General features: G+C 70.8%; 18 protein-coding genes. 7 read left to right on the forward strand and 11 right to left on the reverse strand.

Annotation, left to right across the window (positions count from 1 at the left end; genetic code table 11):
- Positions 1 to 3: 3 nt before the first annotated feature.
- Positions 4 to 1,116: a DUF444 family protein gene (locus CA12_RS10275; RefSeq protein WP_145358862.1), complete on the reverse strand. Its 1,113-nt coding sequence runs from the start codon at positions 1,114 to 1,116 to the stop codon at positions 4 to 6.
- 51 nt (positions 1,117 to 1,167) lie between these two features.
- Complete coding sequence (locus tag CA12_RS10280; protein ID WP_207622223.1) at positions 1,168 to 3,213, reverse strand: PrkA family serine protein kinase; 2,046 nt, start codon at positions 3,211 to 3,213, stop codon at positions 1,168 to 1,170.
- Between the two features lie 652 nt (positions 3,214 to 3,865).
- Between CA12_RS10280 and aroB the strand changes: the two genes are divergently transcribed.
- Positions 3,866 to 4,954: a 3-dehydroquinate synthase gene (aroB, locus tag CA12_RS10285; RefSeq protein WP_207622195.1), complete on the forward strand. Its 1,089-nt coding sequence runs from the start codon at positions 3,866 to 3,868 to the stop codon at positions 4,952 to 4,954.
- Positions 4,955 to 5,027: 73 nt separating this feature from the next.
- Here the strand turns inward: aroB and CA12_RS10290 are convergent, their stop codons facing one another.
- The 3 genes from CA12_RS10290 to CA12_RS10300 all read right to left on the reverse strand — a co-directional run bounded on the left by CA12_RS10290 (position 5,028) and on the right by CA12_RS10300 (position 9,365).
- Positions 5,028 to 6,344, reverse strand: a complete 1,317-nt coding sequence (locus CA12_RS10290) for a hypothetical protein (protein WP_145358865.1) — start codon at positions 6,342 to 6,344, stop codon at positions 5,028 to 5,030.
- Positions 6,345 to 6,420: 76 nt separating this feature from the next.
- The gene (locus CA12_RS10295; RefSeq protein ID WP_145358866.1) at positions 6,421 to 8,349 is read right to left on the reverse strand and encodes a protein kinase domain-containing protein; all 1,929 of its coding nucleotides are present in this window, start codon (positions 8,347 to 8,349) and stop codon (positions 6,421 to 6,423) included.
- Between the two features lie 104 nt (positions 8,350 to 8,453).
- Positions 8,454 to 9,365, reverse strand: a complete 912-nt coding sequence (locus CA12_RS10300) for an NAD(P)H-hydrate dehydratase (protein ID WP_145358867.1) — start codon at positions 9,363 to 9,365, stop codon at positions 8,454 to 8,456.
- A 144-nt stretch (positions 9,366 to 9,509) separates the two neighbouring features.
- Here CA12_RS10300 and CA12_RS10305 point away from each other — a divergent pair, with 144 nt between their 5' ends.
- Positions 9,510 to 10,382, forward strand: a complete 873-nt coding sequence (locus CA12_RS10305) for a transposase (protein WP_145358868.1) — start codon at positions 9,510 to 9,512, stop codon at positions 10,380 to 10,382.
- Positions 10,383 to 10,480: 98 nt separating this feature from the next.
- Here the strand turns inward: CA12_RS10305 and CA12_RS10310 are convergent, their stop codons facing one another.
- Both CA12_RS10310 and larB read right to left on the reverse strand, forming a co-directional pair.
- On the reverse strand, positions 10,481 to 10,738 hold the full coding sequence (locus tag CA12_RS10310) for a TfoX/Sxy family DNA transformation protein (RefSeq protein ID WP_145358869.1): 258 nt from the start codon (positions 10,736 to 10,738) through the stop codon (positions 10,481 to 10,483).
- Positions 10,739 to 10,742: 4 nt separating this feature from the next.
- Positions 10,743 to 11,420 (reverse strand): nickel pincer cofactor biosynthesis protein LarB, encoded by a 678-nt coding sequence (gene larB / locus CA12_RS10315; RefSeq protein ID WP_145358870.1) that lies wholly within the window; start codon positions 11,418 to 11,420, stop codon positions 10,743 to 10,745.
- A 55-nt stretch (positions 11,421 to 11,475) separates the two neighbouring features.
- Here larB and CA12_RS10320 point away from each other — a divergent pair, with 55 nt between their 5' ends.
- From CA12_RS10320 to accC, 3 genes are all read left to right on the forward strand, one after another.
- Positions 11,476 to 12,597, forward strand: coding sequence for a M24 family metallopeptidase (locus tag CA12_RS10320; protein ID WP_145358871.1), 1,122 nt, complete (start codon positions 11,476 to 11,478; stop codon positions 12,595 to 12,597).
- Positions 12,598 to 12,619: 22 nt separating this feature from the next.
- A complete protein-coding gene (gene accB / locus CA12_RS10325) occupies positions 12,620 to 13,180 on the forward strand; it encodes an acetyl-CoA carboxylase biotin carboxyl carrier protein (RefSeq protein ID WP_145358872.1) in 561 nt (186 codons plus the stop codon).
- Between the two features lie 94 nt (positions 13,181 to 13,274).
- Positions 13,275 to 14,615 carry an acetyl-CoA carboxylase biotin carboxylase subunit gene (gene accC, locus CA12_RS10330; RefSeq protein ID WP_145358873.1) on the forward strand — a complete coding sequence of 447 codons (1,341 nt, stop codon included), beginning with the start codon at positions 13,275 to 13,277 and terminating at the stop codon, positions 14,613 to 14,615.
- An 85-nt stretch (positions 14,616 to 14,700) separates the two neighbouring features.
- On the opposite strand, the gene CA12_RS10335 is transcribed toward accC, so the two are convergent.
- The 3 genes from CA12_RS10335 to trxA form a co-directional block, all read right to left on the reverse strand.
- Positions 14,701 to 15,333 (reverse strand): hypothetical protein, encoded by a 633-nt coding sequence (locus CA12_RS10335; protein WP_145358874.1) that lies wholly within the window; start codon positions 15,331 to 15,333, stop codon positions 14,701 to 14,703.
- Positions 15,334 to 15,435: 102 nt separating this feature from the next.
- Positions 15,436 to 17,106, reverse strand: a complete 1,671-nt coding sequence (locus CA12_RS10340) for a coiled-coil domain-containing protein (protein ID WP_145358875.1) — start codon at positions 17,104 to 17,106, stop codon at positions 15,436 to 15,438.
- Between the two features lie 279 nt (positions 17,107 to 17,385).
- Entirely contained in the window at positions 17,386 to 17,706 is a 321-nt protein-coding gene (trxA, locus tag CA12_RS10345) for a thioredoxin (protein WP_145358876.1), read from the reverse strand.
- Positions 17,707 to 17,917: 211 nt separating this feature from the next.
- Between trxA and CA12_RS10350 the strand changes: the two genes are divergently transcribed.
- Together CA12_RS10350 and purN are read left to right on the forward strand one after the other, a co-directional pair.
- Positions 17,918 to 18,832: a hypothetical protein gene (locus CA12_RS10350; protein ID WP_145358877.1), complete on the forward strand. Its 915-nt coding sequence runs from the start codon at positions 17,918 to 17,920 to the stop codon at positions 18,830 to 18,832.
- On the forward strand, positions 18,822 to 19,493 hold the full coding sequence (purN, locus tag CA12_RS10355; protein WP_207622196.1) for a phosphoribosylglycinamide formyltransferase: 672 nt from the start codon (positions 18,822 to 18,824) through the stop codon (positions 19,491 to 19,493). Before CA12_RS10350 ends, purN begins: the two co-directional genes overlap by 11 nt.
- A 21-nt stretch (positions 19,494 to 19,514) precedes the next feature.
- Here the strand turns inward: purN and CA12_RS10360 are convergent, their stop codons facing one another.
- Positions 19,515 to 20,912 (reverse strand): glycine betaine ABC transporter substrate-binding protein, encoded by a 1,398-nt coding sequence (locus CA12_RS10360; protein ID WP_207622197.1) that lies wholly within the window; start codon positions 20,910 to 20,912, stop codon positions 19,515 to 19,517.
- Between the last annotated feature and the right edge of the window lie 82 nt (positions 20,913 to 20,994).

Raw genomic sequence — 20,994 nt, forward strand, 5'->3', positions numbered from 1 at the left:
CGGTCATCGTCCCGTCCCCAGGAAGTCTTTGATGGAGTCGAAGATCGCGTCGCGATTTTCGATCTCGCTGAGAATCAGTTGCTCATGGTCGGATTCGACTCGCCGCAATTCGCGAATAAAATCGCCGCTGCCGTAGGGGCTTTCAACCTGGCCGTAGCAGAACAGGTTGCAGTGCGGGAGGAGGCCGCCTGTCAGTTTGGCGAGGCAGTCGGCGTTGTCCTCGCCCCAGTTGTCGCCGTCGGAGAATTGAAACGCGTAGATGTTCCACTGGTCCGGCGGAAAGTCGCGGGCGATGATCTTTTCGCAGGCGGCGTAGGCGCTGCTGATCCGCGTGCCGCCGCTTTCGCGAGTGCGATAGAAGGTGTCCTCGTCCACCTCGTGGGCGACGGCGTCGTGCACGACGTAGCGGCGCTGGAGCCCGCCGTACTGCTTTTTCAACCAGGTGTCGATCCAGAACGCCTCGGTACGGACGATGCCCTTCTGTTCGTCCGTCATGCTGCCGGAGACGTCCATCATATAGATGACGGCGGCGTTCGCCTGCGGCTCCGGACGGGTGGTCCAACTGCGGTATTCCTCGTCGTCCCGCACGGGTATGACGACGGGATTGCGGGGATCGAACTCCCCCGCGGCGATGCTGCGTTTAAGGGCCCGCTTATAAGTCCGCTTGACGTGCCGGAGGCTGTCCGGCCCGGTGCGGCGGACGCTGTTATAGCGATCCTTCGTGGAACTAATCTCGTCTTTGCCCTTCGGCTGGATGTTCGGCAGCGCGAGGGCCTCGCCGAGCATGTCGGCGAGTTCCTCCATTGAGAGTTCCACCTCCCGAATGTGCCGCCCGGGTTCATTGCCGGCGGTGCCGGGGCCGTCGCCCTCGCCGGGGCGGCCGCCCTTGCCGATCGGCTGGCCCTCGTCGCCCTCCCCCTGCCCGACGCCCCCGCTGCCCTTTTTACCGTGGCGAAAGTGGGGGATCTGAATATTCGGCACCGGGATGGAAACCGTCTCCCGCCCCTTGCGTCCCAGCATTTCCCCCTGGGTCACGTACTTCTTCAGGTCGTCGCGGATTTTGCCCCGGACGATCTTTTTGAAGCGTTGCGAATCGCGGTCGATGGCGCGGGACAAGGGACGGGCATGAGCGGGGGGCGGGGGCCGGGTTCCAAACGACGGGCGGGGTTAGCGGTCGTCTCCCTTGGCGTCGCCGCGGGCGAAGATGCTGGCGACGTATTGGAGTACGTCGGTGGCGCTTTCGTCGTCGTAGCCGAAGTCCCGGATCAACCGGGTCTTGACCACGTCGATCTTCTCCTGCGTCGCCTCGTCGACCGTGTTGGAGACGATCGAGGAGAGTTTGATGCTGTCCTTCTGGTCCTCGAACAGCTTCATCTCGAGGGCCTTTTGCAGGCGTTCGTTGGTGCGGTAGTCGAACCGCTTGCCGTCCAGGGCGAGGGCGCCGATGTAGTTCATGATCTCCCGGCGGAAGTCGTCCTTCCGGGCTTCCGGAATGTCGATGCGTTCCTCAATCGACCGCATCAGGCGTTCGTCCGGCTGTTCCTCCTCGCCGGTGAACTTATTCTTGACCTTTTCCCGCTGGGTGTAGGCCTTGACGTTGTCGATGTAATTGCCGCAGAGCCGGGTGAGGGCCTCCTCGTCGGCGGCGATCGCCCGCTGGACCTCGTTCTTGACCACGTCGGTGTACTCCTCCTTCACCACGCTGATGAGGTGCCGGTAGTGCTCCCGGGCCTCGTCGTCGGGGATCAGGCTGTGGTGCTTCAAGCCCTCTTCCAATTCACGGAGAACCATGAAGGGGTTGAGGCTGGTGCTCTCGGAGTTATTGACCAGCGCGTTGCTGATCTTGTCCTGCACGTAGCGGGGCGAAATGCCGTGCAGGCCCTCGTGCTTGCTCTCCCGGCGAAGCTGCACGACGTTGTCCGAGGTGAATCCCGGCAGCGTTTTGCCGTTGTACAGCTTGAGTTTTTGGAGCAGGGTCAGGCCGGCGTTGTTGGGCTGCTCCAACCGGGTGAGCAGCGCCCACATCGCGGCGACCTCCAGCGTGTGCGGGGCGATGTGCTTACCCTTCACGCGGCGGCCGTTGTAGTCCTTCTCATAGATCTTTACCTCCTCCTTCAGGCGGGTGACGTAGGGCACGTCGATCTTGATGGTCCGGTCCCGCAGGGCCTCCATGAACTCGTTGCTCTGGAGCTTTTTAAACTCCGGCTCGTTCGTGTGGCCGATGATGACGGTGTCGATGTCCGTCTGGGCGAACTTCTTCGGCTTGATCTTGTGCTCCTGCGAGGCCCCCAGCAGGTCGTAGAGGAAGGCCACGTCGAGCTTGAGCACCTCGATAAATTCGATCATGCCGCGGTTGGCGACGTTGAACTCCCCGTCGAAGTTGAACGCCCGCGGGTCCGATTCGCTGCCGTACTCGGCGATCTTGCGGAAGTTAATGTCCCCGGTGAGTTCCGTGCTGTCCTGGTTCTTCTCGTCCTTGGGCTGGAACGTGCCGATGCCCACGCGGTCGGCTTCGGAGAGCAACAGGCGTTTGACGACGACGCTCTCCAGCACCTTGGTCCAGTCGCCGTCGGCCTCGGCGAGGCGTTCGCGGAACAGGAAGCGGCTCAGCGGGCAGGCCTCGCCGGTGATGGCGATGTGGTGGGCCGACTCCGGCTGATCGGCGTTGAGCATTGCGCAGATCGCCTCGCGATGCTCCTGCGGGATCAGTTGGAGCGGCTCGGAGTGCATCGGATCCCAGAGGATCCGCTCCTCGCCGGTCTCCGGGTCCGTCTCCTTCCAGCCAAAGGTGTACAGGGCGCCGGCGTCGGTGCGGCTGTAGCGTTCGAGACCCTTCTTCAGCAGGGCGGCGATGGTCGATTTGCTGCTGCCGACCGGGCCGTGCAGCAGGATGACGCGGCGTTCGGTGCCGTAGCCGAGGGCGGCCGACTTCAGCGTGTTGACGAAGTCCGTCAGCGTCCGGGTCAGACCGAAAATCGCGTTGCGGCCGCCGGTTTCCGGGTCGTCGAAGAACCGATAGCGGATCAGCCCCTCTTTCTCGTCGCCGACCGGATAGGTGCCGTAACTCACCACCATGTCGTACAGCCGCTGGTAGGCGGTGCGGGCGACGGCGGGTTGTTCGCGGACCAGATCGAGGTAATCGGAGAACGACCCCTGCCAGTGGACGTGGCGGTAGGCGTCCAGGGATTGGTCGGCGCCGAGTTTGGCGAGCATCTCCGTCCCCCGCAGCGAGGCGGGGGCGGTTTTGTCGGGGGCCGTCTGATCGGCGGCGGGCCGATCGGGGGCGGAGGCAGCGGCGGTCATCAGGTCGGCCATAGGGTCGCTCCGTGGTTCCGAACTCGGGTGCGGTGGGATCGGCCGGGGGCGGGCGGGTCGGCCGGGGGCGGGCAGCGGCGCCGGGGGAGTTGCCGCGGGATCAGGGCCGGCGACGGGCGCGTCGGACGGAGGGCGCGTCGGACGAGTGGGTCGGCGGCAGGCGGGGCGGCGTCGCGGGGCTGGGACGGCGTTCTGGGTCGGGGGCGGCGAACAGGTCCGACCGTCCGGTCCGCACAAGGGTTCGCCCCGCACCGCACGGGGCGGGAGCGAGGCGGCGGGGGCCGGAGCGGCCGGTCGGGTTGAGAATCGGCGGGCGTCAAGTCCGGCGGGGCCGGACTGAACGCCCATCAGCCATTATCCCGCCGCCGGGTGGGGTCGCAAGGGGCGTCCGGGCCGGCGGGGCGACGGGAGGCGGAATGTTTGAGAACCTCCCGGTCCGCCGTATCGTGCCGTTCCGCCCAGTTCCCGGCCCTCCGCCGGGCGTTTCGCCGCACCTTTCGCCCGCCCGGTTCTCCCCATCGACGCCGCCGCCCCGCCCGCTTTCCGCACCGTGCGCGTCTCGCCCGGCGGGCGGCCCGCGACGGGGTACGACATCGTGTTGCAGGCCGGGGTCCTCCGGGAAACGGCAGCGTTTCTTACCGACCGCCTGCCGGACTGCCGGGCCGCCGTCGTGGTGACGGACGGGAACCTGCGAGACCTCGCCGCCCCCCTGACCGACGCCCTGCGGGGCGTCGGCGTTGCCTCGGCATTGCATGTGGTGGAGCCGGGGGAGAAGTCAAAATCCCTCGAGTCGCTGCACGGCATCTACGGGACTCTGCTCGATCTGAAGGCGGACCGGCGGGCCTGCGTGATCGCGGTCGGTGGCGGGGTGGTCGGCGACCTCGCCGGGTTTGCGGCCGCCAGCTACATGCGGGGCGTCTCGCTGATTCAGGTTCCCACCAGCCTGCTGGCGATGGTCGACAGCAGCGTGGGCGGCAAAACCGGGGTGAACCTGCCGCGGGGCAAGAACCTCGTCGGGGCCTTCCATCAGCCGGCCGGGGTGCTGGTCGACCCGGACGTGCTGCGAACCCTGCCGGACCGCGAGTACCACGGCGGGCTCGCCGAGGTGGTGAAGTACGGGGTGATCTCCGACGCGGCGTTCTTCGGTTGGCTTGAGGAGAACGCCGGGGCGATCCTCGACCGGGACCCCGCCGTGCTGGTCCCGCTGATCGCTCGCTGTTGCGAGTTGAAGGCCGCGGTGGTGGCGGCGGACGAGTTCGAGACGACCGGCGTGCGGGCGACGCTGAACTACGGCCACACCTTCGCCCACGCCTTCGAAAACCTCGCCGGCTACGGCGTGCTGAGCCACGGCGAAGCGGTCTCCGTCGGCATGACCTGCGCCGCCCGACTGGCGGTGAGCCGGGGGATGATCCCCCCGGACGTGCTGACCCGCCAGACGGCGCTGCTGGAACGCTTCCGCCTGCCGATCGAGTTGCCCGCCGCGGTGGAGGCCCCGCCGGACGCCGTGCTGGCGGCGATGCGGTCCGACAAGAAGAACGTCGCCGGGGCCCTGCGGTTGGTGCTCCCGGTGCGTCTGGGCGAGGTCCGCGTCTTCGCTGACGTACCCGAGGAGCAGGTCACCGCGGCCCTCACCCCGTAGGCGAGCGGGGGGCGTCAGCCCTCCGTGTGTTTGGAAGCGTGCGATGACACGGGGGCTCACGCCCCCCGCTCGCCTATTTCATGATCTTCCGCATCGCCTCGGCGTCGCCGGCCTCCATGGCAGTGAGCCACTCGGTGCGGACGTGCTCGTACTGCATGCGTTCGAGAAATTGCAGCGCCGCGACCCGGTCGCCCACGAGAACCTCTCCGAACCACTCCCGCTGGCGGCCCGGGTGCAGCACGACGGAGCGGGCCGTCATCGGCCGGCCAAACGGCCAGGCGTCGCGGATTTCAAAGCGGAACAGGACCTCCGCCGATTCGCCGTCGGCGTCGCCGGCCGACAGGATCGAGCCGTTCGTCTCCAGCAGCAGGCCGGGCGTGCGGTGGCGGTAGGCGAACGACTCGCCCGTGCCGAGCAGCCCGTTCGGACCGAAGAAGCGGGCCGTCAGCACGCCCGCCAGATCGTGCCCGGCCTGCTGCGACCCGTACTTCACGACGAGCTGCCCGTTCCACAGGGCCGCGGCGCCCGCGGGGCCGGAACCGTTCAGCATCAGGACCTCCATCGCCCGGTCCAACTTCGCCCCGGCGAGCGGTTCGCCGTCGACCGTGACCCGCTCCGCCAGCAGCGTCCGGGCGAACGCCCGCCCCGCGGCGGCGGCGGCCTTGGGGTCGTCACGGGGGTCGGGGGCGTCCAGCCCGTAGTGGCGGGCGATCTCCCGCATGCGGTCCGCGGGGGCGTTGAGGAGGGGGCCGGGGCGGGCGGCGGCCTCCAACAGGGCCGCCAGTAGGTCCGCCGTCCAGTCGTCGCCGACGGTGAGAACCCATTCGCTCAGCGCGGAGGCGTCGGTGCCCTGCCCGAGTTCCTGTTCCAGAACCGCCTGAACCAGCGGGGCGGACTCCTCCAACACGAAGCGGCGGGTGCGTTCCATGCGCACCGGATCGGTGCCGGCGGTCAGCGTTTCCTCCCACTCGTAGGCGGTGAGGACGCCGTAGTCGGTCACCGTCACATCCCGTTCGAGCCGCGACGGCGGCACCTCCGCGTCCTTTTGGATGTTGGAATAGGAGGCGATCGGCAGTTCGACCGCGTGCGGCATCGCGTCCGCGGAGGCGAACCGGCCGGTCGCCCGCACGCCGCCCTCGCCCCGGGCCCGCCGGTTCGCCGGCAGCGGCGGCACGTCCGCCAGCGGGCGATCCCAGTCCCGCGCGCTGGCCAGGCTGACCTCGTCCTCCCGTTCGTCCCAGGCGTCGGCGTCTCCGGCCAACCGCTTTTGCTGCACGGTGCGGGTGACGGAGCCGTCGGGGTTCAGTTCCGTCTCGGCTCGAAAATCGCCCGGCTGGCAGCCGATCAGCAGCGGGAGGCCGAGCGAGAACAGCAGGCGGGCGGCGAACATCGGGCGTTCTCGGACGGTGGGGGGCGGCCGGCGATACCTCCGCTCGACGCCTCCCGTTGCGAGAAACCGACGCCGGCTACCGCTCCGTCGGGGCGGCGGCGGGGGGGAGCGGGCGCCAACGGACGCTACGGAAAGCCATCGAGCCGACGTTCCCGGGCGAGCGCCGTTGCAGGAGCAGGCCGAGAGCGCCCCGGGCGGGCAAGTCGTCCAAGTCCGCGGAGGCCGTCGGCACGCCGTTCACCCGGACCGAGACCGTTTCGCCCTCGGTCCGGATGTCGAGGACGTGCCAGCCGGCGGGCAGGCCGTTGCCGGCGGCGGCGGCGTCGGCGGCTTTCGCGGTCTCCGGCGTCACCCGGATCGACTCCGGCGGGCGGCCCTCGGAGTTCTCCCCGTCCCAGACCTTCGACCACAGCGACCCGTGCCAGCCGGCGTCGGCGGGAGCGAAGTTCACCTCGGTCGCGCGGCCGCCCCGGCCCGACGGGTTGCGGACGGTCACGCCGCTGCCGACGGCACCCTCGAGCCGAGCGGCCACCCGGAACTCGCCGTCGCCGAACGCCCGCTGCGTGCGCAACTCGCTCAGCAGGCTCTCGTCGTCCGCGGGGAAGCGGGCGTGCAGCACGCCGTCCAGGACCTCCCAGGCGTCGTCATCGCCGGTGGCCCAGCCGGTGAGATCTTCGCCGTTGAACAGTTCCTCCCAGCCGGCGTCCTCGTCCGCAGCCGCGGCGCCGGCGGGGGACGGGGCGTCGGGGCGGGCGGGGTCGCCGCCGGGCGGCGACGGGTCGGACGGCTGCCCGACCCGCACCTCCGCCACGTCGCCCGGGACGTCCACCGTCATCGTTTGCAGAGAGCCGTCCGCCGCCCGGTAGACGATCGTCACCACGCCCAACAGCAGGAACGCCCCGGCAATCGCGGCCGCCCACAGGGCCGTGCTGCGTCGCCCCGCGTTCGGCGCCGGGAGCGCCGACGCGGAGCGGTCGACCGAGGTCGCTGGGGCCGGCGGGGCGTTCGGGGGGCCGGCGGGGATCGTCGGCTCGTCCCCCCCCGAGGGTTCGTTGCGGTTGAGGAAGGCGTTCAAGGCGTCGCGGACCTCCGCCATGGAGCCGAACCGGTCGGCCGCGTCCCAGGCGGTCATCCGCTGCCAGATCTCGTCGAGGGCCGGGTCCACGTCGGGGCGCCGCTCCCGCAGGGGAACCGGCGTGCCGGTGAGGACCTGCCGCATCACCTCCGCGGTCGACTTCCCCTCGAACGGGCGGTGGCCGGTCAGCAGTTCGTAGAAGATCACCCCGAGGGAATAGACGTCCGACCGCGGGCCGACCTCCCGGCGGTCGCCCCCAATCTGCTCCGGGGCCATGTAGGAGGGCGTGCCGAGAATCGACCCGGGCGCGGTGACCAGATCGTCGGACGCCGTGCCCGGCGATCCCGTGCGTTCGCCCGCCGCGTCCGTGACGGTGTCGTTTTCGCGGGCGGCGGTGACCCGGCGGGCGAGGCCGAAGTCCGTCACGGCCGGCTGGCCGGCGGCGTTCATCAGCACGTTCGCCGGTTTCAGATCGCGATGGACGATGCCATGCGAGTGGGCGTGGGCCATGCCGTCGCTGAGGTCGCGGATCAGCCGCGCCGCCTCGCGGGCCGGCTGCGGCCCCGGGCGGGCGGCGGCAAGGTCCGGCCCCGGGAGCAGGGCCATCGTGAGGTACGGCCAGCCGTCGATCTCGCCGGCGTCATAGACCGGGCAGAGGTTGGGGTGCTGGAGCGTCGCCGCGGCCCGGGCCTCGTGCAGGAACCGCGTCCGCAGCCGTGGGTCGTCCACGATCGACGGCGCGGGCGTCTTCAGGGCGACGTTCCGATGCAACCGCCGGTCCCGTGCCAGATAGACGGTGCCCATCGCGCCCCGGCCCAGCGTCCGCAGGAGTTCATACCGCCCGAACCGGCGCCGCACGAACTGCCCGGAGTCCAACTGCGTCTGGTCCGCGTTCCCCGAAACGGTGGCCGGCAGGGGCTGGGGCGGCATGGACGGGCAACGAGAGGTCGCGATGTGCTCAGGGTAGCGTCCCGTCCGGGGCGGGACACCGGTCGTCCCCCGAGGACCGCACGGCGCCCCGCGGGGCCGATATCTCAGCCGTCGCCGTCCGCCCGCTCGTAGGCCGGGTCGGCGAAGGCGTGGGCGATGAACCGGGGCAGGTCGCTGGCGATCAGGCCGGGTTGGCTGAGGGCGGCGGCGGCGAGGTCGCCGGCCCGACCGTGCAGGTGGGCGCCGCAGCAGGCGGCCTCGAACGGCTCCATCCCCTGCCCGATCAGGGCGGCGATCAGCCCGGTCAGCACGTCGCCGCAGCCGCCGGAGGCCATCCCGGGGTTGCCGGTGCGGTTCTCGAACAGCCGGTCGCCGTCCGTCACCAGCGTACGGGAACCCTTCAACAGCAGCACGACGTTGTGCTCCGCGGCGAACTTGACCGCGAGGCCCTCCCGGTCGGCCTGCACCTCTTTCACGCTCACGTCCGGGCCGAGCAACCGGGCGAACTCGCCGGGGTGCGGGGTGAGGACACGGGGGAAGTCATTGTGCGGCTCCCAGGCGAGGCCCTGCCCCGTCGACGGGTGGCAGAGGGCGTTGAGGCCGTCGGCGTCGATCACCAGCGGCAACTCCCAGCCGGTGAAAATCAGCCGGGCGGCGGTCTTCGCCGCGTCGCTCTGCCCCAGGCCGGGGCCGAGGGCGACGGCGTCCCAATCGCGGTTCGACAATTCGTCGCTCCAGCCGTCGGGGGCCGGGTCGGCGACGTGGCCGTCCTCCTCCGGGAGCGGCATCGTCATCAGGCCCGGTTCGATCGCCGTGACCGTGTTCGCCAGCGACGCCGGGCACGCGACCGTCACCAGCCCCGCCCCGCCCCGCAGCGCCCCGAGGCCGCACAACGCCCCGGCCCCGGCCATGCCGCGGCTGCCGGCGAGGATCAGCACGCGACCGTAATCTCCCTTGTGGCTCTCCGCCTCCCGATCCGGGTGCCGGGGGACGGCGGTGATGCGTTCGATCGTCATCGAGTCCTCGTTCTTGGGGATTTACCAACCCGACGCGCAATAGGAAATTGCAACTAGCGGCGCAACGTCTTGCGCAAAAACGAGTTGGGCCTCACGGTAGCGGGTGTTCCACCATCCGCCCCGATCCCCCAGCGGGAGACCGCCGTGAGGCACCAACTCTGGACCGCGATCGTCGCCGAACTGGCCCGCCTGCACAACGGCCGGCCCGGCCGCGGGCAGCGGTTCAGCGACCGCCGGATCCTCGAGGTCTACTTCTTCGCCGTCGTCCGGAAGCTGCCGGTCCGCCACGCCTGCGACGCCCGCAACTGGCCGGTCTGGCTGCGGGGACGCCCGCTGCCCAGCCCCGCGGCGATGAGCCGCCGGATGCGGTCGCGGTCCGTCCGGGAGTTGCTGGCCGCCCTGGACCAGGCGGTCGTCCGCCCGCCGGCCGGGCGGGGCGACGGCGGCCTGGCCCACTGGATCGACAGCACGCCCCTGCCGATCGGCCCGACCTCGACCGACCGGCACGCCGCCTTCGGACACGCCGGCGGGACGAAGGCCAACGGCTACCGGCTGCACCTGTTTTTGCGAGGCGACGGGTCGGTCGCCGACTGGCGGCTGACGCCGATGAACCGCGACGAGCGGGTCATGGCCCGGCGGATGATCCGTTCGGCGAAGGCGACCGGCTACCTGGTCGGCGACGGGAACTTCGACGTCAACGCCCTGCACGGCGAGTGCGAGGTCCGGGGCGATCTGCGGCTGATCGCCCCCAAACGCAAAGGCGGCTTCGGCCGCCGCAAACACCGCCGGGGCCGCTACGAAAGCGCGGCGCTGCTGGCGGAGCCGCGGGGGCCGTTCGCGGCCGCGTTGATGACCGGCCGGATCGCGGTCGAGCGGTTCTTCGGGACGCTCAAGTCCGCCGGCACGGGCCTGATCGGCTTGCCGCCGTGGGTGCGGACGATGCCGCGGGTCCGGCCGTTCGTGATCACGCACCTGATCCTCGACGCCCTCCGCCGACGGGGCGCGGTTGCCGCTTGATGCAATTTCCTAGCAAGCGTCGGCCGTCGTGGTCATCGGCGGGGGGAAAGAAGGCACGGCCGACGCTTGCGCGTCGGGCTGGTATTGCACGGCGGCGCTCATGAGAGCAGTTCCCCGGTTTGGTGCAGCAGGTCGTTGCGGCGGTCGGCGGAAAGGTCGTGCGGTTCGGTTCCGGTCAACGCCCCCTCGATCGCCCACAGCAGGTCCTCGGACGGCTGGAGCCCGTGGGCCTTCACCGCGTTGAAGGCGTCCGCGGCGCCGGCCTCCCGCAGCGCCGCGGCGGAGTCGATCCCGGCTTTCTTCAGCAGGCGCACCGCGGTCTCGTCGAGGTGCGGCAAGGTGGCGAGGTCGGACATCGGCTCACTCCGTCGGAAAGGTCGGCCCCCGCGCGATCAGGCCGGCGACGTACCCGCCCTTGAAGCCCGCGTCGATGTTCACCGCCACCACGTTCGCCGCGCAGCTGTTCAACATGCCCAGCAGCGCCGCGAGCCCGCCGAAGTTCGCCCCGTAGCCCACGCTCGTCGGCACCGCGACGACCGGGCAGGGGAGATGTCCGCCGACCACGCTGGGCAACGCCCCCTCCATCCCCGCGACCACCACGGCGGCGTCCGCCCCGGCCAGTTCCGGCAGGCGCTCCGGCAGGCGGTGCGGGCCGGCGACGCCCACGTCCGCGATCAGCGCCGTTCGCACCCCCATCCACCGCAGCGTTTCCAGCGCCTCCTCGGCGACCGGCCGATCGGTCGTCCCGGCCGTGACGACCGGGACAAAGCCGACCTCGCCCCCCGCCTCCCCCAGCCGCACGGTGCGGGCGGCGTCGTTCACGACGGCGGACGGAAAGCGGGCCGCGAGCGTCGCCCGGGCCTCGTCGCTCACCCGCGTGGCGAAGCAGCGCTGCCCGGCCTCCCGCTGGGCGGCGAAGACGGCGGCGATCTGTTCCCCGGTTTTGCCCTCCCCGAAGGCCACCTCCGGGTAGCCGCAGCGCGCGGCCCGGTCGAGGTCCACGCTGGCGTCCGGCGTGCGGGCGGTTGGAGAAGGCATACTTCCATTGTAACGGCGAGGCTCTGCGGAGCCTCGCCGTTACACTCCCGGCACGATGAACGACCCCAGCCCGCCCCCCGGAACCTACGCCGCTCGCCGCGATCGCCTGCGGGCGGTCCTCGCGGAGAAGCATCCCGACCTCGCCGCCGTGCTGGTCGAGAGCACGGTCAACATTCGCTACCTGACCGGGTTCACCGGCAGCAGCGCCCGGCTGCTGATCGGGCCGGACGTCGAGCGGATCGTCTCCGACAGCCGCTACGCCGCCCAGATCGAGCAGCAGTGCCCCGGCCTGGACGCCACCATTCGCACCCAGGCCGAAAGCTTCGCCCAGTCCACGGCCAAGGTGCTCAGCAAGCAACGCGGGCCGGTCGCGGTGGAGGCGGCGCACATCACCCTCGCCGACTTCGAAACGCTCAAGGGGGCCGCGGCCGGCGTGCCGCTGCTGACTTCGGAGGGGCTGGTCGAGGGGCTGCGGGCGATCAAGGACGAGTGGGAGATCGGTCGTATCCGGGCCGCCGTCGCCGCCGCGGAGACCGCCTTCACCGCCACCCTGGCTGAGGTGCGCGGCGACGAATCGGAACGGGACCTCTCCCACCGGCTCGAAGCGGCCCTGCGGGCGAACGGGGCGACGGGGTTCAGTTTCGCGCCGATCGTCGCCGTCGGTCCCGGCGGCGCCCATCCGCACTATTCCGTGGGCGATCCGCAGATCGCCGACGCCGGCACGCTGCTGGTCGACTGGGGCGCCCGCATGCCGGACGGTTACGTCTCCGACCTGACCCGCACGCTGGTGACGGGGGAGGAGCCGGACGAGTTCCGCCGCGTGTACGACACGGTGAACGCCGCCGTCGACGCCGCCCTCGCCGTGCTGCGCCCCGGCGTGCCCCTGAAAGACGTGGACGCCGCGGCCCGCGGGGTGATCGAGGAGGCCGGCTTCGGCGAGTTCTTCGGGCACGGCACGGGGCACGGGATTGGGCTGGAAGTGCACGAGGCGCCGCGACTGAGTTCGATTTCCGAGGACCTCGCCGCCCCCGGGATGGTCGTCACCGTGGAGCCGGGCGTGTACCTTGCCCGCCGGTTCGGCGTGCGAATCGAGGAGGACGTGCTGGTCACCCCCGAGGGGTGTCAGGTTCTCTCCTCCCTCCCCCGCCGCGAACCGACTCGCCTGACTCCCGCCTGACCCGCCGCGGTTCCCGCCCCGCATGAGTGACGACGCCCACGACCCCGCCGACGACGCCGCGGACGACCTCGAAAACGGCTCCGCCCAGGACGCCCCGACGTCGTTCGAGGGCGGCCCGTTCGATCTGCCGGCGGTCGAATCGCTGCTCGCGATGATGCAGCGGTTCGACGTCTCGGAGATCGACCTGAAGGGCCGGGATTCCGAAGGCCACGGCCAGCGCTGGCACGTCCGCCGCGGCGGGCCGGCTCCGGTCGCGGTCGCCGCCGCCCCCGTCGCCGCCCCGGCCCCCGTCGCGGCGCCGGCCGCCCCCGCGGCCGAGGCCGCCCCCGCGGCGCCGGCCGGCCCGGCCGGTCGCACGATCAATAGCCCCACCGTGGGCACGTTCTATCCCTCGCCCAGCCCGGACGAACCGGCATTCGTCTCCGTGGGCGACGAGGTGAAGCCGGACACCATCGTCTGCCTGGTCGAGGCGATGAAGGTGTTCAACCAGATCCCCGCGGAGGTGTCCGGCACCATCGCCGAGGTGCTCGTCAAGCCCGAGGACACGGTCGAGTACGGCACCCCGCTGTTCCGCCTCGCCTGATCGCCCCGCCCGGCCGGCCCCGTCCGCCGGCTCGCCGCACGGGTCCGCCGCCGCCCCCCTCATTCGTCGCCCGCCCCCGGGCGGGTCGCCGCTCATGTTTCAACGTTTGCTCATCGCCAACCGCGGGGAGATCGCCCTGCGGGTCATCCGCGCCTGCCGCGAACTGGGGGTGGAATCCGTCGCGGTCTACAGTTCCGCCGACCGCGGCGCCGCCTACCTGGACCTCGCCGATCAGAAGATCTGCATCGGCCCGCCGGCGGCGTCGGAGTCCTACCTTTCGATCAAGCACCTGATCAGTGCCGCGGAGCTGGGCAACGTCCAGGCGATCCACCCGGGGTATGGCTTTCTGTCGGAAAGCGCGCACTTCGCGGAGGTCTGCCGGAGCTGCAACATCGCCTTTATCGGCCCCCCCGAGGAGGCGATGCGCAAGCTCGGCGACAAGGTCACCGCCCGCTCCATCGCTCAGGAGGCGAAGGTGCCCACCGTGCCCGGCAGCGACGGGCTGGTGACGGACGAAAATAAGGCCGTCGAACTGGCGGAGAAGATCGGCTACCCGGTCCTCATCAAAGCCACCGCCGGCGGCGGCGGCAAAGGCATGCGGGTCGCCCGCAACGACATCGCCCTCAAGGCCGGATTAAAGGCCGCCGCCCAGGAGGCGGAAAAGGCGTTCAGCAACGCCGGCGTCTATCTCGAAAAATACATTGAGAAGGCCCGGCACGTCGAGGTGCAGATCCTCGCGGACACCCACGGCAACGCCGTGCACCTGTGGGAACGCGACTGCTCCATGCAGCGCAAGCATCAGAAGTTGGTCGAGGAAAGCCCCGCGCCGAACCTGCCGGCCTCGGTTCGCAAGGAACTCTGCGCCGCGGCCGTCCGGCTGGTGAAGACGGCCGGGTATTACAACGCCGGCACGGTCGAGTTCCTGCTGGACGTGCGGGACAATAAGTTCTACTTCATCGAGGTGAACGCCCGCATTCAGGTGGAGCACCCGGTCACGGAACTGGTGACGGGCATCGACTTGGTCAAGGAGCAGATCCGCGTCGCCGCCGGCGAGAAGCTGTCGTTCAAGCAGAAAAACATCCCGGCGGAGGGCTCGGCGATTGAGGTCCGCATTAACGCCGAGGACCCGGCCAACGACTTCCGCGGCTGCCCCGGCACAATCACCGCCCTCCGCATTCCCGGCGGCCCCGGCGTGCGGTGGGACAGCCACGTCTATACCGGCTATACCGTCCCGCCCTTCTACGACAGCCTGATCGGCAAGCTGCTGGTCCACCGCGCGACCCGGGGCGAAGCCATCGCCACGATGAAGCGGGCGCTGGCGGAGTTTCATATCGAAGGCGTCAAAACGACGGTCCCCCTGCTGCGGGAGATCATCGCCAACGAAACCTTCCGCGACGGCACGATGGACACCACCTTCGTCGAGCGCACGTTTTAGAAACCCGTCGGCGAGCGGGGGGCGTCAGCCCTCCGTGTCGTCGCACGGCGCCGAACGCACGGAGGGCTGACGCCCACCGCTCGCCTTATGAAAGCGGCCGCCCGGCCCACTCCGGGGCCGGCTGCGGATCGGGCGTGAGATCGGTGAAGTCGGCGATTTGTCGTTTCTCGCCGTTCTCAATTCGGAACAGGCGCCCCGCCCGGGTGAAGATCACCTCGCCACGTTGGTCGCGGCCGGACCAGTCGGCGTCGGGGACGAGGTCGCCGGCGGTGTGGATCGGGACGCTGGACCCTTCGACGCTCCTTGAGGAACGAACTGTCAGGCCGTTCGCAGGGTGCTGGGGGTGGACGTCTTCCGGGTTGAACCGGGCGACCAGGGATCGCGGGCCGTCCCATCGCCCGCCGCCGTAGTAGGTCGTTCCCTGCGGCCACAACGCCAATGCTTGGAGCCAGGGGGCGCGGCTGATCGAGGTCCAGGCGTGGGTGTAGCTGCTCTTAAACTGGTACGCAGAGTGTTTGCTAATGAACGCAATCAGTAATCGCCCGTCCGGCGACAGATCGCAGGCGGGTTCGTAAATCCGCCCTCTAATCCACGCCCCGTGCTCGAAAACGTCGCGGCGGGTGTCCCAGCCGATGACGTGGAACCACTTCGTCGGCCCCCGCCGCAGGATCACGGCCCGGTCGGCGTCGGCGGCGGTGAGGACGAATAGCGAGGGCACGCGCCCATGTTATTCCCGGCGAGCGGGGGCGTCAGCCCCCTGAGCGGTCGGATGCGTGAGGGAACACGGGGGCTGACGCCCCCGCGCTCGCCTTTGAACAAATTACGCGGCCCGGCGGAAGCCGCCAGGGAGGATAAGGCCGCGGCGGTCGTTCTTCGCGGCGCCCAGTTCTTCCGGGGCGGGCAGTTTGAAGATCGCCGGTTCGTCGTGAATCTCCGCGGCGACGGCGTCCTCCATCTCCCGCAGCAGTTCGCGGATCATCGTCCCGGACTTGTTGGTCTCCTCGCTCCAGCGGCGGCGGGCGCGGTCGAACAGGTCGTCGCGGGCGGCGACGGCGGCGGCCCGGCGGAGCAGTTCCTCTTCGCGGGCGGCGGCGGCGGAGCGGCGTTCCGCTTCCCAGCGGGTCAGCAGGCGGCGCTGCGTCTCGAGTTCTTCCGCCTGCCGGGCGAGGGTCCGCTTGGCCTGCTCCAGTTCGGCCGACCGGCGGCTGAGTGATTCCTCCCGCTCGCCGAGGTAGGCGACCACGCGGCGGCGGCTTTCCTCCAGCCGCAGGCCGACCGGGGCGCTCGGGCCGGCGTCCTTCAAACGCGGCAGTAACTCCTCGACGGCGACACGGAGCGTCAATGTCTCCCTGTGGGCCGCTTCCAGTTGCTCGCGTAACTCCGTCAGACTCTTTTCGCGGGAGTCCAGGGCGGCGGCGCGGGCGTCCAGCGTCTCCCGGTTCTTGGCCGTGAAGGCGGCGCTCTCCTGCCGGGTCAGCTCGCAGGCGGCGGCGTCCTCCGCGACGGCGGCCCGGCGGGCGGCCAGATCGGCGGCGGCGGCGGTGCGTTCCTCGGCGGAGCGGGCGGCGTGCCGGGCGAGCGATTCCTCCCGCTTGTCCAGCAGGTCGCGGAACCGGTCGAGCCCATGGCGGCGGCCGTCCGCGATCTCCGCGGACCGCACCATCGCGGCGCGCACGCGCTGCACCCGGGCGTCGAACTCCCCGCGGGCCTGCCGCAGCTCCTCGGCGGTGCGGTCGAGGTGGGCCTTGCGGAAGTTCAGCCGGTTCTCGAGGACGGCCCGCTCCTGTTCGAGCAGGTCCCGGGCGGCAATCTGATCCTCCTCGAACGCCCGCCGGTCCGCGGCGAGGCGGTCGCGGTCGCTGTCCAGTTCGGCGGCGTCTTCGGTCAGTTGGTCCCGCAGGCGGTCCAGGGCGCTGCGTTCGTCGGCCAGCCGGCTCTCCGCGGCGCGGCGTTCGGCCTCCCAAGCGTCGCGCTCCTCAGCCAGTTCCTGTTCCCATGCGGCCCGTTCGGCGGCCAGTTCGCGCTGGCAGGCGGACCGGCGGTCGTCCAGTTCGCCGTCGCAGGCGGTCTTGGCGGCATGGATCTCCGCTTTGACCCGCTCCCGATCCGCGGCGAAGGCGGCCCGGTCCCGTTCCAGGTCGGAGAGGAACCGCTCCGCGGAGGCGGCGCGCTCGTCGGCTTCGCGGCGGCGGTCAGCGGCGGCGCGTTCCCGGTCGGCGGCGCGGGCGTCGCGGTCGGCGGCGGAGGCTTCGCGGCGGGCGACCTCCGTTTCGGTCCGCTCCTCCCGGGCCACGACGGCGGCTTCACGACGGGCGACGGCGTCGCGGCGGTCGGTCAAGGTGACGGCCAACGCCCGCAATTCCGTGGCGGACAGCGCCGCGGCGTCCCGCTTCAGGCGGGTGAGCAGATGATCGGCCTCCGCTTCGGAAAGGGCCGCTTCGGAACGAACCGCGGCCTGATCGGGAGGCGTCGTCGGGGTGGGAGCGGACATCGGCGGGCCGGGCGACGGGGGGACCCTCGCCGGATAGCACAGCGGTCACCGCGGCGCACAGGGGAACCCCGGTTTCCCTGACGGGCGCGCCGCCCGGCGGCGACGGCGAAGCGGGGAGGCGCAGGAGCGTGCGGCCCGTTCCGGTCCGCGCACGCGAAAACCGCCGCGGGTCCATCCGCGACGGCTTCATCACCGCCAAACCGGGACGGATCCCGGGCGGGGTGGCTTCGCGATATTGGTCCTCAGCCGGACGGGAACGTCCGGCTGAGGGAAGACGGCTCAGGAGTGGCTGTCGAGCATGGCAGCGAACTTGCTCTTGTCGGCCACGCCAACCACACGGTCCACGACCTGGCCGTCCTTGAACAGCATCACGGTCGGGATCGAGGAGATATTGTGGCTGCTGGCGACTTGGGGGTTCTCGTCGGTATTGAGCTTACCGACGCGGACCTTGCCCTCATACTCGCCGGCCAGCTCTTCGATGGTCGGGCCGATCATCTTGCAGGGGCCGCACCACGGGGCCCAGAAGTCGACGAGGACGGGGGTGTCGGCGGCGAGAACTTCGTCCTGGAAGTTGCCGTCGGTGAAAGTTTGAACGGCCATGGGATCGCTCTGGGATTTGGGCGGGGGATACGCCCGGAAGACGTGCGAACGCCGTGCCGAACGGCCGCGGCGGGCGCGGCGGCGCTCAGCGGCCGTTCGCGGTGGGCGGGATGTTAGGTCGCCGGCGGTCGGCGTCAAACAACTTCGGGAAGGTCGCAGCCCCGGCGCCGACAGGCTTTCGCCACGGGGCCTCCGTCGGGAGACTGGCGGCATGCCGCGTTCCCGTCCCCCCGCCGCCGCGTCGTTCGCCCGGGGCGGTCTGGCGGTCGCGCTGCTCGCCGCCCTGTCGGCGGGCGCCGGATTGGCAGCCCAGGCGGCGAATCAGGCAGTCGCCGAGCCTCCCCCCGTCAGCGGCGAGGAAGAAGAACCAGTCCGCGGCGAAGACGCCGGCCGGGCGACCGCCGGCGATCGCTTCGCGATCGTGCAGGACGACACGCTGGGTGTGCGGCCGGCGGAGGGAGCGTTGTACGAAGCGGTGCTGGACGAACTGCGGGTCGCCGACGCTGCGTCGCTCGAAGCGGAGGCGGCCCGCTTTCGCACGCAGCGGCGGGAAGCGTTGAACGTGCCGGACAACCGCGATTTTCCCGCCTTCCCGGATCTATTCAAACACCCGGACGCATACCGCGGTCAGGCCGTCACGCTGATCGGGCAGGCTCGTAAGGTTACGGAGTTCCCCGCCGGCCCGACCGCGGCGGACCCGGAGGAGACCCGGGTGTCCGTCGTGCTGTACACGGACGACTCCCAGACAAACCCGGCAGTCGTGGTCGCGTTGGCGGCGCCCGGCCTGCCGCGGGGGGACGATCTGCTGGAGCCGGTGAAGGTGACGGGGCGGTTCTTCAAGCGGTGGGGCTACGAGGCCCGGGACGGCAAAACGCGGATTGCCCCGCTGATTCTCGCGGAGCGGGTCGAACCGCTGCCGGTCGAACCGCCGCCGCCGGCGACGCCGTTCGTGCTGGCGCTGACGGCGGCGGTGGCGGTCGTGGGCCTCAGCGCCGGGCTGTGGGCGTGGTGGCTGCGGCCGAAACGGCGGAAAGGCCCGGTCGCCGCCGGCGGGGGCGAAACGCCGGACCTGGGCGGCTTCACCCCGCCCCCCGAGAACGAATCCGAGTTCCCCCGTGGCGAATGATCTCGACCAGAACGGCCCCCGGCGCCCGTTGGCGGCGCCGCTGGAGCGGCCGGTGCGCCTGGCCTGCCTGATCTCCGGCGGCGGCCGAACCGTATTGAACCTGCACGAGCAGATCGTCGCCGGCGGGTTGAACGCGGAGATCGTCTGCGTGCTGGCGTCCCGCCCCTGTGCCGGCGTGGGCCGCTGCGAGGAGGCCGGGCTGGCCGTGGAGGTCGTCGCCCCGCGGTCGTTCCCCGACGAAGCGGCCTACGGCGAGGCGGTCTGGAGCCGGATCGAGGCGAGCGGGGCGGACCTCGTCGTGCTGGCCGGGTTCCTGTCGCGGCTGCCGATCCCGAAGCGCTGGGACCTGCGGGTGCTCAACATTCACCCCTCGCTGCTGCCGGCGTTCGGCGGGGCGGGGATGTACGGCGACCGGGTGCACCGGGCGGCGCTGGCCCGGGGGGTGACGGTCAGCGGGTGCACCGTGCACCTGGTGACGGAGGAATACGACGCCGGGCCGATCGTGCTGCAAGCGGTCGTGCCGGTGGAGCCGGACGACGACGCCGACGCCCTCGCCGCCCGGGTCTTCGCCGCGGAATGCGAGGCCCTGCCGGAGGCGATCCGCCGGTGGGCGAGCGGGCGGTTGGCGGTAAGCGGGAACCGGGTGCGCCGCATGAGTTAGCCGCTCTCTTGAAGAGAGCGGCTAACGGCGGCGGGAGAGTTGCCGTTCGAGGCGGTCGAAGCCGAACTGCACCAGCAGGGCCATTACCGCGGCGGGGATCGCCCCTTCCAGTACCGGGCCGATGTCGTCACGGCGGAGGCCGGTGAAGATCGGTTCGCCGTAGCCGCCCGCGGCGATGAACCCGCCCAGGGTCGCGGTGCCCACGCAGATCACCGCGGCGGTCTTGATGCCGGCGAAGATGGACCCCAGCGCCAGCGGGAGCTCCACCCGCCACAACCGCACCGCCGGCGGCAACCCGAGGGCCCGGGCGCTTTCGCGGATCGACTCCGGAATGCCCGTCAGCCCGGCGTGCGTGCCCCGCACCACGGGGAGCAGCGAATACAGGAACAGCGCGACCGCCGCCGGGGCGAAGCCCAGCCCCAGCACGGGGATCAGGAACACGAACAGCGCCAGGCTCGGCACGGTTTGCAGCAGGCCGGCCCCGCCCAACACCCAAGACCCCGCCTTCGGGCGCTTCGCGGCGAGAATTCCCAGCGGAATGGCGACCAGCAACCCGAAACCCAGTGCCGTGACGACCAGCCCCAGGTGCTCCCAGGTGCGGGCGGCGATGCGCTCGAACCGGCTCGGGGCGGCGGGGATGCGGATGGAGGGATACCGCTCCGCCAGCAACTCACCGGCGGCGACGGCCTCCGACAGGCCTTCGGCGTCGACCCGGGCGTTCAGGGCGATCATCGTCTCCTCGTCCAGCGTGCCCTCCAGTTGCCGGATCGCGTCCAGGGCCGCGGGGGCCCGGTCGGCGAGGTCCGCCCGGTAGATCAGCACGGCGCTGTAGTCGGGGAAGAACCCGCGGTCGTCCTCCAACTGCCGAATCGAGGCCCGGCTGAGCTTGGCGTCGGTCGTATACAGCTCGATCACGTCCAGGGCCCCGCTTTTCAGGCCGCTGTAGGCGGCCTCGTGCTCCAGCTTCGTCACGGAGGTCTGCGGCAGGCGGTAGGCGCGCTTCAGGCCGTCCCAGCCGTCGTCCCGCTGGAAGAACTCGAAGTTGAACCCCAGCCGCAGCCCGGGATGCTTTCGCAGGTCCGAGAGGGTGCGGATCTTCAGTTCCTCGGCCCGGTCCTCCCGCATACCGAGGGCGTAGCCGTTGGCGAAGCCGAGCGGTTCGCTGATCTTCAGCCCCAGCGGGGCGACGGCGGCCCGCAGCTCGGGCAGCGTTTTGAGGTCCGGGCGTTTGAGGATGTCCTGGGCGAGGGTGCCGGTGTACTCCGGGTAGAGGTCGATCTCCTCGCTGAGCAGCGCCTTCCAAGCGTTCGAGGTGCCGCCGAGCGCCGCGTCGTGGGTGACGACGGCCCCGGCGTCACGGGCCAGTTGGGCGGCCATCTCGCCCAGCACGATCGACTCGGTGAACGCTTTCGAGCCCACGTTGATCCGCGGTGGGTCGGCGGCCTGTACGAGGTTCGACCCGAAACAACTCAGAACCGCCGCGACGAGCGCCCACCCCCAC

The organism is Alienimonas californiensis (assembly GCF_007743815.1).
GTDB lineage: Bacteria > Planctomycetota > Planctomycetia > Planctomycetales > Planctomycetaceae > Alienimonas > Alienimonas californiensis.